The 17227-nt window shown below is 41.2% G+C and carries 19 protein-coding genes and 1 pseudogene; 5 read left to right on the forward strand and 15 right to left on the reverse strand.

The annotated features are described in order from the left end of the window. The first annotated feature begins 75 nt into the window (after window positions 1–75). From MMU05_RS12460 to MMU05_RS12475, 4 genes are all read left to right on the forward strand, one after another. Window positions 76–924 carry an SPFH domain-containing protein gene (locus tag MMU05_RS12460; RefSeq protein WP_241142010.1) on the forward strand — a complete coding sequence of 283 codons (849 nt, stop codon included), beginning with the start codon at window positions 76–78 and terminating at the stop codon, window positions 922–924. 6 nt (window positions 925–930) lie between these two features. Next, window positions 931–1419, forward strand: coding sequence for a hypothetical protein (locus MMU05_RS12465; protein ID WP_241142011.1), 489 nt, complete (start codon window positions 931–933; stop codon window positions 1417–1419). Between the two features lie 152 nt (window positions 1420–1571). Beyond that, window positions 1572–2057: a hypothetical protein gene (locus tag MMU05_RS12470; RefSeq protein WP_241142012.1), complete on the forward strand. Its 486-nt coding sequence runs from the start codon at window positions 1572–1574 to the stop codon at window positions 2055–2057. Beyond that, window positions 2047–2226, forward strand: a complete 180-nt coding sequence (locus MMU05_RS12475) for a type II toxin-antitoxin system antitoxin (protein ID WP_241142013.1) — start codon at window positions 2047–2049, stop codon at window positions 2224–2226. The genes MMU05_RS12470 and MMU05_RS12475 overlap by 11 nt, the downstream gene beginning before the upstream one ends. Window positions 2227–2240: 14 nt before the next feature. On the opposite strand, the gene MMU05_RS12480 is transcribed toward MMU05_RS12475, so the two are convergent. Genes MMU05_RS12480 through MMU05_RS12490 form a run of 3 tightly spaced genes read right to left on the reverse strand, consistent with a single transcriptional unit; the run spans window position 2241 to window position 6399 of the window. Beyond that, window positions 2241–3725: a TolC family protein gene (locus MMU05_RS12480; RefSeq protein ID WP_241142014.1), complete on the reverse strand. Its 1485-nt coding sequence runs from the start codon at window positions 3723–3725 to the stop codon at window positions 2241–2243. Further along, on the reverse strand, window positions 3718–5055 hold the full coding sequence (locus MMU05_RS12485; RefSeq protein ID WP_241142015.1) for an ABC transporter permease: 1338 nt from the start codon (window positions 5053–5055) through the stop codon (window positions 3718–3720). The genes MMU05_RS12480 and MMU05_RS12485 overlap by 8 nt, the downstream gene beginning before the upstream one ends. A gap of 9 nt (window positions 5056–5064) precedes the next feature. Beyond that, the gene (locus MMU05_RS12490; RefSeq protein ID WP_241142016.1) at window positions 5065–6399 is read right to left on the reverse strand and encodes an efflux RND transporter periplasmic adaptor subunit; all 1335 of its coding nucleotides are present in this window, start codon (window positions 6397–6399) and stop codon (window positions 5065–5067) included. A 201-nt stretch (window positions 6400–6600) separates the two neighbouring features. Here MMU05_RS12490 and MMU05_RS12495 point away from each other — a divergent pair, with 201 nt between their 5' ends. Then, window positions 6601–7371: a class I SAM-dependent methyltransferase gene (locus MMU05_RS12495; RefSeq protein ID WP_241142017.1), complete on the forward strand. Its 771-nt coding sequence runs from the start codon at window positions 6601–6603 to the stop codon at window positions 7369–7371. Between the two features lie 542 nt (window positions 7372–7913). Here MMU05_RS12495 and MMU05_RS12500 read toward each other — a convergent pair. The 12 genes and pseudogenes from MMU05_RS12500 to MMU05_RS12555 form a co-directional block, all read right to left on the reverse strand. After that, complete coding sequence (locus MMU05_RS12500) at window positions 7914–8213, reverse strand: helix-turn-helix domain-containing protein (protein WP_241127113.1); 300 nt, start codon at window positions 8211–8213, stop codon at window positions 7914–7916. Between the two features lie 4 nt (window positions 8214–8217). Next, window positions 8218–8553: pseudogene (locus MMU05_RS12505) on the reverse strand (type II toxin-antitoxin system RelE/ParE family toxin). Window positions 8554–8735: 182 nt separating this feature from the next. Beyond that, entirely contained in the window at window positions 8736–9704 is a 969-nt protein-coding gene (locus MMU05_RS12510; RefSeq protein WP_241142018.1) for a hypothetical protein, read from the reverse strand. Window positions 9705–9893: 189 nt separating this feature from the next. Beyond that, on the reverse strand, window positions 9894–10874 hold the full coding sequence (locus MMU05_RS12515) for a glycosyltransferase family 2 protein (protein ID WP_241142019.1): 981 nt from the start codon (window positions 10872–10874) through the stop codon (window positions 9894–9896). Next, entirely contained in the window at window positions 10874–11836 is a 963-nt protein-coding gene (locus MMU05_RS12520; RefSeq protein ID WP_241142020.1) for a glycosyltransferase family 2 protein, read from the reverse strand. Before MMU05_RS12520 ends, MMU05_RS12515 begins: the two co-directional genes overlap by 1 nt. A gap of 114 nt (window positions 11837–11950) precedes the next feature. After that, on the reverse strand, window positions 11951–12496 hold the full coding sequence (locus MMU05_RS12525; protein ID WP_241142021.1) for a DUF4199 domain-containing protein: 546 nt from the start codon (window positions 12494–12496) through the stop codon (window positions 11951–11953). Between the two features lie 5 nt (window positions 12497–12501). Next, entirely contained in the window at window positions 12502–13014 is a 513-nt protein-coding gene (locus MMU05_RS12530; RefSeq protein WP_241142022.1) for a DUF4199 domain-containing protein, read from the reverse strand. After that, window positions 13015–14256 (reverse strand): dihydroorotase, encoded by a 1242-nt coding sequence (locus MMU05_RS12535; RefSeq protein ID WP_241142023.1) that lies wholly within the window; start codon window positions 14254–14256, stop codon window positions 13015–13017. Between the two features lie 289 nt (window positions 14257–14545). After that, window positions 14546–15874: a VOC family protein gene (locus MMU05_RS12540; RefSeq protein ID WP_241142024.1), complete on the reverse strand. Its 1329-nt coding sequence runs from the start codon at window positions 15872–15874 to the stop codon at window positions 14546–14548. A gap of 29 nt (window positions 15875–15903) precedes the next feature. Next, window positions 15904–16239, reverse strand: coding sequence for a HepT-like ribonuclease domain-containing protein (locus tag MMU05_RS12545; protein ID WP_241142025.1), 336 nt, complete (start codon window positions 16237–16239; stop codon window positions 15904–15906). Beyond that, entirely contained in the window at window positions 16232–16531 is a 300-nt protein-coding gene (locus MMU05_RS12550; RefSeq protein WP_241142026.1) for a nucleotidyltransferase family protein, read from the reverse strand. The genes MMU05_RS12545 and MMU05_RS12550 overlap by 8 nt, the downstream gene beginning before the upstream one ends. A gap of 141 nt (window positions 16532–16672) precedes the next feature. Continuing rightward, entirely contained in the window at window positions 16673–17212 is a 540-nt protein-coding gene (locus tag MMU05_RS12555; protein WP_241142027.1) for a protein N-terminal glutamine amidohydrolase, read from the reverse strand. Between the last annotated feature and the right edge of the window lie 15 nt (window positions 17213–17227).

The raw sequence follows: 17227 nt of genomic DNA on the forward strand, positions 1-17227 counted from the left end.
TATTTCCCTCTTGCATGCAACTTTTTAAATCAAAGAAAGTATATTGCAATGATATCATTTTAATATCATAACAATATGGAAAAAATAACTAAACCTATTTCCGGCTACTTGATGGTTTTGGTGGTCATTGCACTGATTCCGGCCACTGCATTTTCATTTATCAATGAATGGCATCTTTTGGGGGTGGTCCTCGGATTTGCCTTTATAATGATTACTCCAGGGTTTTTTACTTTACAACCCAACATGGCCATGGTGCTCGTCCTCTTCGGTGCGTATAAAGGCACGGTGAAGGACACCGGTTTCTTTTGGGTCAATCCATTAATGACCAAAAAGAGAATCTCTCTCCGTGTCAAAAACTTTGAGAACAAGCCGCTGAAAGTCAACGACAAAATCGGTAACCCGGTCATGGTCGGCACGATCGTCGTCTGGCAGGTGGAGAATACCTTCAAGGCTTCCTTTGAAGTCGAAGATTATGAAAACTTCGTCCACTTACAGACAGATGCTGCGGTCAGAAAAATGGCGGGACTTTATCCTTACGATGATTTTGAGCACCAACATGCAGAAATCACACTCCGGTCAGGGGTAGAGGAAGTCAACCATTCCCTAGAAGCAGAAATTTCCGACAGGTTAAAATCCGCCGGGATCAAAGTGATTGAGGCAAGGATTTCCCATCTCGCTTATGCTTCCGAAATCGCCTCCGCCATGCTACAGAGACAACAGGCCACAGCTATCGTCGCTGCACGAAGAATGATCGTGGACGGCGCAGTGGGCATGGTCGAAATGGCATTGGAAGACCTCAAAATCAAAGGCATTATCGACTTTGAAGAATCAAAAAAAGCAGCCATGGTCAGTAACCTGATGGTCGTCCTCTGCTCGGACAGAAGTGCGAGTCCGGTTTTGAATGTGGGAACACTCAATCAATAACCCCGTATGGTAGTCAATGAAGTACAGGGATTTAGAGGCACAATTCTGATGTATGGAATTATCCTATTGGAATTGCCTACCCTGATTCTTTTGGGTGTCTTATGGCAGACAGGCAAGTTGGGAGAAGACGGACCTTTCATCATGGGATTTGTATTTAGCCTCATGGTCATAGTGTTCACTCTTTTGATGAATATCAGATTAGAATTGAGATTGACAACCGATGGATTATCCTACAGAAATCCTCCTTTCCTAAACAGATGGACAAAAATCTCCCCGAATGAAATGAAATCCATTGAAGTCAAAAAAATGGATGGATTATTGGAATACGGTGGCGTAGGAGTCAGGTTCTCCCGAAAAACCAAAGCCTATATTTTCTTTGCAGACCATGTTGTTGAAGTTCAGCTTGCAAAAAAGAAACTGGTTTTTAGTACGCACAAACCCAGAGAAGTGGATGAAATGATTTCTTATTGGAAAGAAAATGAAGATTTAAAATGACACTGGACAGAAAAGTGTCAACCAAAATCAGGCATATTCACATAGTCGACAGTCCATAGTCGACAGTCCATAGCCGGTACTCTGGATCTTCAATCCGAGTTTTCAATCATTAGCGGCAACAAAAGGTATACAAAAAATAAACAGTGAAAAAAATGGCTAATTACACTTTCAAAGAAACCCAGAGATTCAACCAATTGTGGATTTGGATGCTTTTGGTCTTTGTAGCAGGCGTCGTTTTTTTTAGTGCTTTTAGTCTTGAAGAAGTAAAATATTCAGATATAATGATCCCTATGGGAATCATTGGTCTTGTGTTTGCATTGTTTCTTTCCCTAACCCTCAAGACGACTATAGATTCCCATTCTTTGTCTTTTAGCTATTTCCCTTTTGTCAGAAACAGAAAATACAACTTCAAGGAAATAGAATCCATGGAACTGAAGGAATACAATTCACTATGGGAATATGGAGGCTGGGGTATCAGGTACAATTTTGATTCCTGGGCATACAATACCGGAGGGAAATTTGGCATCATGGTCAAAACAAAGAATAAAAAATTTCTAATTGGCACACACAAACCTGAGGAGGCCAAAAAAGCCATAGCCATGTTTAAAGATTACCAAACAAAAAATTATGGCAGCTAAAAAACCATTCGCCTTAAGGATAGATGAAAATCTCATGAAAGCTGTCGAAAAATGGGCAGAAGATGAGTTCCGGAGTGCCAATGGGCAGCTGGAATGGATCATCCATGAGGCGCTGAAGAAGTCAGGAAGGCTTCCATCCCAGATAAAAAAAGACCCGGAATCTGAATAGGTTCCGGGTCTTTTTCAATCCTCCGCATCAGGATTGTAAAGCAGCTGCCTGTATTCAAAATCATACAATGTCAACTGTCGCATTTCATAGAAAGCTGTCCAATAATCCCTCAAAGACTGGATATAAGCCCTTCGGTTTTGGTCTTTTTCCTGCTGTGCAATATTCAGGTCTGTGATGGTCACATTTCCGTTTTGGTACCTTCTCAAGGAAATTTCATAGCGCTTGTCAGCCACCTGATCTGAAAGTTTGGTGATTTCGAGACGGTCATGCATCATGTCAAAGTTCTTGACTTTGGTAAATATCTCCTGCTCAAAATTGATGATGTCCTGCTCGACCGTGTATTCCACCAATTGCTTGTTGGCTTCCGCCTGTCCCATTCGGGCCTTATTCCTTCCCCAATCCAAAATCGGGATAGAGAATCCAAGGTTGAGCAATACCTGCCTGTTTGGATCGATATAGATATCACCCCATGTCAATCCCGCATTGTTGAGACCATAACTTGCATTCATCAGGACATTGAATCTTTCGCCTCTCGCTTGCGCCAATCCGGCCTGTGCTTCCAGTTTTCTTCTGTCAAACCCCATGGCATCGGCCCTGTTGAGAAAAGCAAATTCGATGGCTTCCTCCACATCGATGGTCAGGTCGGGTACGATTTGCGGAGGAATCAAGCTTATTTCCTCGGCATCATTGAGCCCAATATAAGATTTGAGCCGAAGGCTATTGGCCTCCAAGTCAAGGTTAGCCTGTGCCAAATCCTGTCTTGCCTGTAACACCTGCAGCTCTACCTGCAGCAATTTGTCTTCGTATGTGGTTCCGATATTATACCTTCCTTGCTCTATTTTGAGGATTTCTTGCGTATTGACAAGGTTTTTGGTGGCGATCTCCAGATTGACTTGGGAAATCAGAAAATCAAAAAACAGTTCTGTCACCGTCATTCCGATCTGTTCCATTTCTTCCACATATCCCCGCTTGCTTTCCTCATAGACAAGTGGTTCGATTTTTCTATCCCATTTCAAGGGATTATAAGCAAAAAACGGTTGGGACAAACGCACATTGACCGGAATTCCGCTCCATTGGGTTTGAGGACTTCCTGCAGGTGCAAGGAAATTGTCAAACTTGGTCGTGGAAGAATTGACCGAAATGTTACCACCCGTGGCAGCTATTTCCTGTTCGATGCCCAATTCAAGATCCATGAAATTTTGCCTTACTTCCCTAAATTCAATGGTTCCGTCAGGTTGGGTAACATTGTTGAATGCCTGTGAAAATCCGGGAATCGTTCCGCTCAGTCTTAGCTGTGGATTGTAATTGGATTGGTAAAAACGGTAATTCCAATACCTGTTTTCTTTACGGGTTTGTGCGCGAAGGGCTGCCGGGGACCTCGCCTTTGCCCTTGCTACCATGTCCTCGAGGGTGAAGGTAATTCTTTCTTGAGAAAAAGATTGGAAGGGGAAAACAACCAACCAAACAAATAAAGCACTCCAATAATACTGTTTACTCATACCTTAAAGAAGTTATAGGGTCCTGCATTGCTGCTTTTCTTGCCGGAGCGATTCCAAAAACCAAACCGACGGTCGCTGCGACGCCAAAAGAAAGCAATATCGAAGGAAGGGTAATGATGGTCGGGAAATCCCCAAAGGTGGATACCAAATGGGCCAATAAAATCCCCAATATTACCCCTATAATCCCTCCTGTGATGCTGATCATGACGGCTTCAAACAGAAACTGATTGACAATATCGGATTTTTTTGCACCTAACGAAAGCCTTAATCCTATTTCTTTAATCCTTTCCATCACAGAGGCCAACATGATGTTCATAATTCCTATCCCTCCGACCAAAAGTGATATCCCTGCAATGGCCCCAAGGACAATGTTAAAGATGTTCTGGGTACGCTGCTGTTGCTTCAGCAAGAGCTCAGGAATCGTAATCTCAAAGTCTACCACCATCATATGCCTTCTCTCCAAAAGCTTGGAAATCACCTCGGCAGTGGGATTGAGGGATTCGCTTTCCTCTACCTGAACCACTATTTTGTCAATCTGATGGTAATTTGGGTCTGTATTGGTCGTCAACTGCTCCCCATCCAAAACTGCCGCTCCTGTCACCAAATCCCTGTTTTTGAACCTGATCAGCATCGTTTGGATAGGTACATAAACGTCCATGTTGAAATCTCTGATACCCAATTTGGAAATGCTCTGCTCGGAGACCAACCTTTCCTCCATCACACCAATGACTTCAAGCCATTGGTTTCCGCTTTTGATCATCTTTCCGATTGGGTTTTCCTTTGAAAAAAATTTGGTCTGAACCGACCTTCCAATGATACAGACAGGCGCACCGAGGAGAAGATTGGATTCGGTAAACATTTTTCCTTCCCGAAGTTTGAAATCCAAGACTTCAAAATAGGCCGGAGTGACGCCTACCAACTTGGCTGAGCGCCTGATTCCACTTTTGACTAGGTTGGTTTCCAATACGATTTCAGGGCTGATTTTTTTGATTCCAGGAATGGTCTTCATGATGGATTCGACATCGGAAAGTTTCAGTCCGGGCGAAAACTTCCCCCTTTCCTCTTCCAGGTCTGATTCTTCGGCCAGATTTTCCTCAATTTGATTGACCACAGGTGTAATCACGATGTTGTTGACACCGACCAGCCTGATTTGCTCGAGGATTTCCTGTTGGGCGCCGTTGCCGATGGCAAGCATCGCAATCACAGCCGCAACTCCAAAAATTATCCCCAAAGCCGTCAGCAAAGACCTTAATTTATTGGCTAAGACCGCTTCCAAGGCTATGTGGAAATTGGCTTTTAATCTTTCATTTCGGTCGAAATTAATATTCATAAATGTATCTTAATTATTGACAGGCCTGACTTGATACCCGGTTCTCATAGAGGAATCCGGTACGGAAATTGGCTCCTCGATTTTAAGGTTCCTTTTCCCATTTAATTCTGCCAATAAACTGATACTTGTATTTTGGGACCATTCGGGAGTAGAAAGGAACACATCCTGCCCTTCTTCCAATCCCATCTCAATGATAACATCGTTGGAATTGGCCAGGCCGAGTTTTACTTCCTGCTTGCTGCCGTTTTTGAGATAGACATAATTGATGCTGTCGCTTTCTACATTGATAGCCTCCAAAGGCACATAGACCACATCACTTTTTTCCTCTATCAAAATGGAATTGCTGGTTGTCATTGCGGGACGAAGGAGGTCGTCACTTTCATTGACTCTGACCAAAACTTCAAAAACCTTGGCATCCGAATTTGGCCTTTGTTGTCCCACGTTGGCGACCTGAATAACATTTCCTGTCAAAATTTTATCGGGAAAAGCATCCAATCCGATTACTACAGATTGGCCAACTTTGATTTTTCTGATATCCACTTCATTGATGTAAGTGATGCTTTGCATCGTGCTGAGATCGGGAAGTGTGGCTACTACAGGGTCCCAAGAACTGATCTGTGAGCCTTCTTTTACTTTTCCGCCCCTTCCCTGACGGTATATCACCATGCCGTTTTGTGGCGCGAGTACGGTGAATTTTTCCAAAGCTTCCTGCATTTGGGAAACTTCCAACTCCGCTTCTCTCAACCTTGCAGACACCTCAACCATCCTCGCTTTTTCCTGCAGGGATTTGATTCTATACCTTTCTTTGGCCTGTTGTAGGTCTCTGATGGCTTTTTGGTAGTTGTACTCATTTTGCTTGATGATGGCCGGCGGTTCATATTGAGACTGGTCCAAAACCAGTTTTTTGGCTCCGACTTCATAATCCAGGTTGATCAGGTTATCCCTTTCGAGTCTGAGCACCAAGGAGGTGTCCAACTGTGTCTGTTCGTAGGCGGCCCTAGTCTGTTCCAAGTCCAGGCGCCTGTCCTCCAATCTTCCAAAAAGTTCTGTTTTGTCAAGAGCGGCAATGAAATCTCCCTTCTTGACTACAGTTCCCTCATCGACCATGGTTTCGATCGTGAAGTTCCCGATCCGGTATCTCCTTGCCTCTATGGGTCCAAGAATTTCTATAGAATTCAAGGCCTGCAATTCGCCTGAAGAAGTGATTTCTACTTTAAATTGCCCTTTTTTAACTTCTGTCAGTATTTCGAAGTTGCCCTCATTACTTGAGTAAAAAAAAAGTAGGTATATGACAATCAGAGCTGCAAGCACCCCAAGTCCTGTATAAATATACTTTCTTTGCATGATTGGACAGTTATTTTGGTGTAGTCAAAGTTAGCCATAAATGAGTCTAAAATCAGCCCAATAAGCATGTTATAAAACCATTAAAGTAATTTATAATTTATCCTGAGTGCAGGAAACGGAAAACCGAAAAATTGAAATGGAATTGATAAATTGCGCGCTCATTGGGGTTTTTACCTCCCCAAAAACCGACCAAACCCTGATATGAAGTCATTGATCAGTTTTATTATCCGATACATTCCAAGGAAATATTTGCAGCTTGTTTCCCACTTTTTCCTGCGGATTATGGCGGTCTTTTATCAGGGAAATCAGGTTACCTGCAATGTATGTGACCATTCTTTCCGGAAGTTTTTGCCTTATGGAAGAAAAGGACGGGACAATGCACTCTGCCCAAACTGCCTTGCTTTGGAAAGGCATAGGCTGATGTGGTTGTTTTTGCAACAAGAGACAAACTTCTTTACGCATCGACTCAAAGTACTCCATATTGCCCCTGAGCTTTGCTTTATCGACCGGATGGAGGCCATGAAAAATCTGGATTACATCACTGCTGATATTGAGTCTCCTTTGGCCAAAGTCAAAATGGATGTCCATCAGATCCCATTTGAAGCCAATACTTTTGATGTCGTATTCTGTAACCACGTCATGGAACATGTCGACGACGATATCCTGGCATGCAGCGAGATCAACCGCGTGCTCAAACCAAACGGTTGGGGAATCATCCAATCCCCTGTCTATGACATTCCCGAGACCATCGAGGACAAAACCATCACCGATGCCGCCGAGCGCGAAAGACTTTTCGGCCAAAGAGACCACGTCCGCAAATACGGGAATGACTACGCCAAGCGCCTCAGTCAATCAGGACTTGATGTCCAAGAAAACCTTTTTGTCAAAACCCTTGATCCTGCTGTTGTCTTCAAAAATGCTTTGCCTGAGAATGAGGTGATTTTTTATTGTAGAAAAGGGAGTAAAGGATGAAGGGTGAGGGAGGAAGGATGAAAAAAAATGATTGTTGAGGGATTATGGCCTAGTTTTGAATAATAAAGCTAGCCTTCTCTTTCAAAAAATCAATGCAGGAATTGAATCCAAAGATCCTTGATATAAAAAGGTTAGCCCAAAATGATACGATTTGATACGATTTGAATCGGTTATGATACGAAAAATGTAATTTCTTGTCCATTTGGAATTACGCCAATCAGAATTCGATGTCCAAGAAAACCTCTTTGTCAAAACCCTTGATCCCGCTATAGTCTTGAAAAATGCTTTGCCAGAGAATGAGGTGATTTTTTATTGTAAAAAAGGGGGAATAAAAGAATGAAAAATTAAGAATGAAGAAGGGGGATTCAAAAAAAGGGGTAAAAACCCTTTGATCCTACGGGATTCAGCTTGGAGACCTCGGGCATTCGCAGACGTTCCTTTCAAGCTTACACTTAACTTCTAAAAGACATTGCGTTTGTAGTTAGTCGGTACCGCCCGCTGTATCCAAGGTAATGTTAGAGTGCCTTATTCCTTTTGCCCCTTTAAAGGAAGGTTAATCCAATTCTTTTATTCAAACCTTGTTCGAAAATCCGGATCAAGGTTGACAACTGGATATTTCCTTTTCCATTTTCAAGTTTTGAGATATAACTTTTCTTTGTCCCTGCCTTTTCCGCCAATTGCTCCTGGGTAAGGTTCGCTTCCTTTCTTGCATCTTTAAGCATTTCGCTTATGATGAACATCTGGGCATTTTCTTCATACTTGTTTCTGCTCTCACTTCCGACTTTGCCGTGTTCCAGTTCAATCAGTTCATCAAATGTTTTGACTTTGCTATAATCCTTCATAATCTTATTTCTTTGATTGAAAATATTCCTTCATTAACCTTCCTGCTTTCTCTATTTCATTCTTTGGGGTCTTTTGACTCTTTTTTTGAAAACCGTTGAAGAGCACGACTAACCTTCCTTAATCAAAGCAGCAGAAAATTCTATAAATGTTTGATTGGTATTCCACTCTAACTTCAAACAAGCTCTCAGTTCCTTCCAGATGTTTGAGAAACTTCTCTGGCACCCTTTCCACTTGCTTGATCATCTCAAAAACATATTGAATCTTACTCTTTACCTTTTCATCTTGATTTTGATAAAATTCAATAAAGTGGTTTTCATAAAAAATTATCTTCCTTACCATATTTACAAAGTTATCTCAAAAGATAACATTTTCCAAAAATGTGAGGGTTCTTTTAATCCACTCTAACTTTTGGAGGGTTTAAGAAGTGGCGATTGCGGAGACGAAAACTGTCTGCTAACACTAAACTGACCTTGAATCATAAAACCCCTGTTGCCTATAGGTAATTTAGGAACCGAAGATTATTAATCTTCCTTTTTTAATTCATTCAACATCGATACAAAATTATCTGGTGGATAAAATTGTAATTTATTGTCAAGAAAATTGTAAGGTAAATTAATCAATTGGTTTTCCTTGTACCAATAAAGCCTGTCACTTATTGAACCTGGGCCTTCATTATTCATCCCTTTGATTATAGGAATTAAGGAGTTAATAGCTTTAGCAACCTCCAAATTTTCAATTGGATAAATAATTACAGCATGTCTATGAGGCACACCAATCAATGCACCGTGTTTTCCGATATATTTTTTTAAGTCTTTCTTATCAAGTAAAATATTTGATGCAAAGACATTATCACTTTGTATTAACCATATTTTATAATCCTTCATATCCTGTTGCGAAATTTCAAGTGGATAATTGGATTTGATATTTTTGAAACCTATATCAAACAATTCTTTTGTCTGCTTGTTCCACGCGGTTACATTTTCAGGTTTAATGCTTGTTACTGTATGCGGTAAATCAAAAACAAGTAGTTCAACAATTTCATCTGTAAGCTCTTTGTAAACCGTATTTTCTTTTCCAACTGCCTCAATATATTCTTTATGGTAAAGTCTCACTCCAATATATTTTTGAATTTGTTCGAAATCCTTAATTTTTTTATTAAAGTCAGTCTGAAATTCATTGGCTTCAATCATTCTATTGAAATGGTCTGAAACAATCTCTTTCCATACATTTCTATTTTCCTGTTTACAAATCTGTGCAAGATTAACTAATCCAAGATTGTTTAATCCAAAGTCCCCATTCTCCACAATTACAACTCCATCGTTTATTGAAATTTCAAAGTTCTTTTGTTTGAAATATTCTTCAATTATGTCAATAAAAAAGTTATATTCCTTTTTGTCGAAAAACTTCGCCCAAACAGGGACAGTTCTGTTCTGTCCCTTACATGATGAAAATAATGAAATAATAATTATCAAGAAGTATTTAATTTTCATTGTTCTAGCCTTGTCTTTTTTTTTCCTGCAGCTAACGTTTTGCTTCACGAAATCACTGCAATATGTATGGTATATGGAATACAAACAGCAACAGTTGCAGAAATATTTGAATCATCTAAACATAAAACTAATATCCTAAATATCCAACCAGTCTTCCTGACTATTTGCGTGTAAAAAATTAATTGGATTTTACCCCTTAAAAACCTTCTTCACCCATTCAGTCATCAATCCTGCGCCATAGCTACTCAGCTGTCCAAAAGCTGTAAAAATAGAAAGTAATCCTACCCAAGGTGATTTGTTTATGAAAGTAGAATGAACGAAAACAGCTAAAATCCATAGAGAATAAACCAAGAGCCCTGCTGTCAAGAAAATCGAGAAGGCTGGAAACCAATAACTAATAACCAATAACCCAATAACCATTATCCAACCAAGTAAAAATACTGCCGGCATCAGATGCACCAACTTCACCGCATCCCGATGGTAACGGCTGACATTGATTCGGTTTTGGCCAAAGGAATAACTCTGTCTGAAGAAACTTTGCCAGGTGTTTTTCCTTTTGTGGTACACAAAAGCTTCCTCCACCAACTCCAACCTGAAACCTGACTTTTTGAGCCGCATACTCAGCTCGATATCCTCTCCTCTGTTTGGGTCGACAAAACCTTTGGTCGCCTCAAATGCTTTTCTGGATAGGCCCATATTGAATCCACGGGCTTGGAACTTCGATGGATCTTTTAATTTTCCCCGGATTCCTCCTGTAGTTAATAGGGAGGTCATGCTGTAGTTGATGGCTTTTTGGAAGTTGGAAAAACCTTCCTCAGCAGCGTCTGGACCACCATGGGCATCGAGCTTTCGGGTATTGATGGCTTTATCCAAAACCTCAAAATATTGAGAAGGAATGATGCAATCGGAATCAAAAAGCACAAAATAATCGCCTTTGGCCAGATTCATCCCGAAGTTACGGGCAAAGCCTTGGGCAATATTTTCAATCCAAAAATAACGTACTTGGAGTTCTTCTCTGTAGGATTCTGCGACAAGCTTGCAGGGATTATCAGATCCGTCATCCACGATTATCACCTCAAAGCCTGTGAAGGTCTGTGTAGTCAGACTCTGAAGCAATTCCCTGATTTCATCGGGACGGTTGTACACCGGTATGATTACCGAAAAAACCATCAATCCTTGAAATTCAGTTCGGAGTCAATGTTGTAATCGGATTTTCGGCTGTTGTTGGAAGTCATCATTTCCGCGAGGAAGCCAGTCAGAAACAACTGAACCCCCACAATCAAAGCCACCAATGCCAAAAAGAATAAGGGTTGATCGGTGATTTCCCTGACGGCTGTTCCCCGGTAAAGTCCATAGATCTTTTGAAAAATCAGCCAACCTGTGATGAAGAAACCCGCCAAAAAGGAGACCGAGCCCAAAGTACCGAAGAAATGCATCGGACGCTTTTTGTACCTGTTGACAAAGGAAACGGAAATCAGGTCGAGGAAGCCGTTCAGGAATCTTTCCCAACCAAATTTGGTATAGCCGTATTTTCTTGGCCGGTGTTCGACGACTTTTTCACCGATTTTGGAAAAGCCTGCCCATTTTCCGATCAAGGGGATATACCGGTGCATTTCTCCGTATAGGTGGATATTTTTGACGACTTTCTTGTCGTAGGCCTTCAGACCGCAGTTGAAATCATGAAGTTTGATCCCCGAAATCACCCGAGTCACCCAATTAAAAAATCTTGACGGTATCGTCTTGCTGATGGGGTCATGTCTTTTCTTTTTCCACCCTGATACGATCTCAAAACCGTCTTTGACGATCATGTCGTACAGCTCCGGGATCTCATCAGGACTGTCCTGTAAGTCAGCATCCAAAGTAATGACCACTTCTCCCTCAGCCCTGCTGAAGCCCATGTCCAAAGCTGCAGATTTGCCATAATTCCTACCGAAACTGATGCCTTTTACTGCGGGATTGAGGTTGGCGAGTTTTTGGATTTCCTTCCATGAACCATCATTGCTGCCATCATTGACAAATATGATTTCATAAGAAAAGCTGTACCCTTCCATGACCCGGCAGATCCAGTTATGTAATTCGGCAAGTGATTCCTGCTCATTGTAAACAGGTATGACGACGGAGATTTGAGTCATTTTGGTTTTTCGAAAATCAATTTGGTAAAGGAAACCAGAACAAAAAGTTGGGGATTCCTTTATATAATCCCTGAAGCCATTGGAGCTAAATTCCAACAGCTTCAGAGGTCTGTATCAATAGTCCAGAGACTTGTCTCTTTTCTTCAATATTGCTCCAAGAATCAGTGCGATAATGGCATAAGCAATCAACAGAAATCCAAAAGCCTTCACTTGACCCAAAACAGTATAGCCTCCTTCAAGGCTGGTACGGATATCATCAATCTGCTCAGAAGTCATGGCATCTGCAGCACCAAACTTCTCCAACATGGCCATTTGGGTTTCCATCTGACTTTCTATCAACACGCCCGGAAGTGCCGGATCAACAACATTATAAAGCAACAGACTGCCAAGCATACTGATTATCCCGGAAACAACCATGGCTACGAATGCAAAATTAAAAGCAGTTCCGAAGGTCATAAATCCACCAATGGAAGACCTGTATTGGCCGCCAAAGTAGATGATCAGTCCAAAATACAATACCAAAATCCCGATGCCAACATACCACGCTACCAACAAGGTGGGATCGATAAAGTAAAGGATGTAAGTAATTACAACTGAAATGATACCCAATATCAAACCTGAATTGAGTCCTGCTTTGAATGGTGATTCTTGATTTTCCATAGAGTTTATAATTTTGTTCTCCTTAAAATTATAGAAATAATGATTGTAAAGAATAATCCGGGAAGGATTTTCCATATAAAATCATTCAAAGCAATGTCCAAAGCGGTCATTGCCTGTATTTTTTCATAGGTAAAGTCAAAAGATTCCCGTCCCAACTGCCCTACGATCAGGTCTTTGTTGGTGTCCATAACGGCGACTTTTGCAGCTTTGATTTCCTGAAAAAATTCCGGACTCAAAGACAAAACAAGCCAAATCCCCAAACCCGCCACGACCGCAATCATGGTATAAATCAGAAATCCTATGGTCATCCCATGAGCAAATGAAAGTTCACCGCCATTGATGTCATTTCTAAAATACCGGATTCCCAAAAACACGAATATCGGGATCAGCACATAGCCAAACAGCATGCTGAGGTTGGTGGCATCGAAGCCGATCCACTTAAACAATAAAAATGCGAGGACACAAAATACGCCCCCAATCAATCCAAACAGGTAAGTTGATCCGAGATACCGCTTCATCTAGATTTTGACAAAACGGCCTTTGTTGATGACAAATTTAACTTTTCCTTTCAAGGTGGTATTGAACCAAGGCATATTGGCAGAAAGTGATTTGTTTGATTTTTGGTCAAAAACCCAGTTTTCCTCAGGGTCAAAAATTGTCAGGTTTTCCATTTTGGAAGTATCAAAACCAAGCACTTTGGAAGGTCCTTCGGTGATTTTGGCGATCAGAAGAGGCCAAGTGAGTTCGCTCGCCAACTTCGCCATTCCCGGCAAAAAAGTCTGCAGACCTGACATTCCAAATGCTGCCAAATCAAACTCCATAAACTTAGAATCAAAATCCTGGGGCTGATGGTTGGAAACGATCGCATCGATGGTCCCGTCTTTCAGGCCTTTGATCAGCGCTTTTCTATCTTCTTTTCCACGGAAAGGAGGCATTACTTTCAGGTTGGTATCGAAAGCAGCCATGTCCTCATCGGAGAATAACAATTGGTACAACGATACATCGGCAGTGACTTTCAGACCGTCTTTTTTGGCCTGCCGGATTTTATCCACAGAACCTTTACTACTGATGGTCTGCAAGTGAAGCCTTCCTCCAGCATATTTGAGGATTTCAAGGTTGCGGTGCACAGCTATTTCTTCAGACAAGTTTGGAATTCCTTTCATCCCCAATCTGGTCGAAGTAATGCCTTCGTGCATCTGACCAAAAAGGGCTAGGTAAGGATCATAGGTCTGGTCAAAAAGTAGCCCATCAAACTTCTGTAGGTATTGTAAAATCTTCAGTAACCGATCGGGATTGGAAATGGGATGGGTTCCGTCTCCGAATACAAAGGCTCCTTCATGGTGTAAATCAAGAATATCCGTAAAATCTTCTCCTTTGCAATCTTTGGTGGCAGCTGCCTGAATGACCAAATCTGACAACCATTGCTTTGCTTTAGATTGGACAAACTGGATCTCGTTTTTGGTTTGGATAGCCGGCTTTGCATTGGGCATCAGAACGGCTTTGGTAAAACCACTCGCGGCCAACAAATCCCCCAAGCTGTCAAGAGATTCGCGGTATTCTTCACCCGGTTCGCCGGACATACACCTCAAATCTACCCAACCCTTTGAAGCAAAGAAAGCCGAACAGTCGATGGCTTCTTTGATTTTCAATCCAGAATCGCCTTTGTCTTCGAGGATTTCAGAACCGGTAAAAATGAAATTTTTTGGGGGATGGATCCTTTGTGAATCAATTAACCTGAGCGATTGGAGCAGTACGGCCATAAAGGTTATTATTTGTGCAAAACTGCAATAATATTCCAAAAAATGAAAGGAAAATCAGGTTGAGGATGAGGTGTCTTTTCAAAAAGGCAAGATAGTGGGCCCTCTTGGAATGGTAAAAACCCTGACTTTTCCGAATAAATCAAACTGATAAGATCGGTTATCTCTGAGTCGTCCCACTGAACGCAGTGAAGTGTCCCAAGTAAAGGAGATTCTTCACCTTCGCAGGCTGCGGTTTAGAATGACGGAGGACCAAACGTCATTCCCCTTTCAAAATATTTGCAAAATGAAGTCAATCCTTCTTATTCCCCAATAACTCCAACAACCTGTCATTGTCGGGATTTGGGAAGAATTGGTCAAACTCGAGGTAATATCCTCCGGGATCAAAACCCACAAATCCTTTGTATTTTCCTTCCGGACCTACTTCAAGGCTATCCTGTCTCAAAGGAAAGGAATTACTTTTCTTGACATAATCAAACCATCCTGACACATCCCCAAGCAAAAAAGACACATTCACGGCTTTGCTCTCAGAAAAGATATGCATGCCACGACGTTCGTCCACGAGGCCGATATAGCCTGTCTCAGATACTTGATATACTTTGGCCCAACCCTGATCGACGATCAACCGCAGCCCCATTATTTCCTCATAAAACTTCTCCGCTTCAAGCATGTCTTGGTAATAGGTCCAAGTCACCGCTCCATAAAAACCCAATCCGGCTGCCACATCTTCCGAAATGGTCGATAAGGCAGGGTATTTTCTCATTTGGGGAATCAGCAATTCGTTCTCTTCGTGTTGCTTGAACAATTCAAATTCCAGCAGGTAACCTTCCGGATCGATGGCCACAAAACCGTCATGGGCATTATTTTCTTTGGGTTTGTAAGTGTATTTGATGGGGACATTTTTTCCCTGCAGGTAGGCGTACCATTCAGGGAGTTGGTCAGTCAGCAAAGCAATGGCAACAGTTTTTGGCTCGGAAGCTTTGTGCATCCCTTTTGATTCATCCACCAAAGTCAGAAAGGCATCATGGGAGATGCGGACTGTGGCCGCAAAACCATAATCTGACACAATTTCCATCCCCAATGTCTGTTGATAAAAGTCCTTGGCACTAGCCAAATCTTTGTAATACAAAAACACATTAGTGCCCTGAATATCAAAATCAGGCAAAGACCTGAACTCAGTATTTTTGGCCAATAGTGTATTGATATGCTGATTGGGATATCCCAACAATCTGCCGAACCGGCGCGCTTCATTGACACCATTTTTGCCTTCGGCAATGGTTTTTTTCAAATCAAGGTAGGCTTCCAAAGCATTTGGCTTGTGAAAAACCAAGACTTCTTTTCCGTCAGCTACGGACTCAGGAAACAGCATGGTTTTAATCAGCTCAGTTTCTCTAAATACTTCCACGCCATATTTTTCAGCAATCGCCGACGCTTCCGCCCAAATGGCATCAATCTCAGCTGATTCCATCGGTTCGCTCAGGGCAATAGGCTTGACGTCCGCAGCGACCATTTCGGCCATGGCAGCCATGCCGCCGAGGTGCTTCTGATGGCTATTTTCTTTTTGTTCCTGACAGGAAGAAAAAATGAAAATGATCAATAAAAATAAGGCTGAGGATTTCATGTTGGATGGATTACTTTGGGTTAGGATTTCTATTTTAGGAGCATCTTAACTTCTTCCTTCAATTTAGGAATATGATTTATTACTATGCTCCATATTAAATCATCAGAAATCTTGTCATAACCGTGTATTATCCTATTTCTGGTTGCGATTATTTTTTCAACATTTGACAGTTTGAAATTCTTATCCTTCTTATAAATTCTATTTGCAGCTTCACCTATGATTTCCAGGTCTCTTTCAATAGCCCTTTTCGTTTTGATGTCATTTACATATTCCTCAAATTTTTTGGGCCTATTTTCATAAAAACTTTCAATTTCATTGATAGCTTGAATTATGTCAAACAACCATGTTTTGATTTCATTATCCATAAATCAGTCTTTTAGAAGAATCGATATTTTCTCTCAAAAAAGGATTATTGATGGCTTTATTTTCAAGTAGATCTACTTTTCTTTGGAAAAGATTTTCAAGTGATTTTTTAAAGTCAAAGTAATTATCTGCATAATCATAGATTTCCACACCTTCAAAATCAACAAGGAAATCAATGTCGCTTGTTTTCCCAAAATGGTCAGTCAAAATGGACCCAAATACAAATAATTTGGACACCATATGCTTATTGCACAATTCCTTAACCTGATCAATATTTTTATCAACAATTGTCATGTTTCAAAATTACAATCTTTTCATTTGAAAAAGGAAATCATATCTATGACAAAAACGGATTGCATATTTTGGTTTTGAACACTTAATCTAAAACTTAATCAGTGCAACAAAAAAAATCGAATATTGACTTTCAGTCTGAATTCAATTTTCACCAAGATATATTTCTGCAAGACTAAAGATCCGCTCTTTACTTGTTTCGCTAAAATCCAGAAGTCCGGGCAAAGGAAGGTTGCCGTTGTTACCGATAGTCGGCCATTTGGGAGGAGATGACAGCCAATTTCCTTGTTCATCTTTCATATGTCCCCTGTCAGAAATAAAGGAGTGGATAAAATCTTCAGATCCGATTGATTTGAAACCGGGAAGATCTTTGTCCTCTTGAATATGTTCAGTCTGAAAAGTAGCTTCCAAGTAATTTTTTAGGGAAGAAGGAAACTCCAGAGTGGAATCAAAATCATAAATCAACTGCAATTCGGGTTTGGTGGCGAGCAAAATCACATGGTAATCCCACCATACCAATTCATCACCATTGGGGGATTTTTGAAACCGGAAAGAGCAATTTCTGTTGCTGTTGGAGATGATGAGCACCTTTTTGGTGAAGCCCTCGAGTTCGGGATTTTGGCATAAATGCCAGATGTTTTCCTCACAAAAATTTTCGGAGTACTTGAATTCTTTGATTTTCATTTGCTGCCACAAAAG

The sequence above is a fragment of the Cognataquiflexum rubidum genome (assembly GCF_022538115.1).
In the GTDB taxonomy this organism is placed as follows: Bacteria; Bacteroidota; Bacteroidia; order Cytophagales; family Cyclobacteriaceae; genus Cognataquiflexum; species Cognataquiflexum rubidum.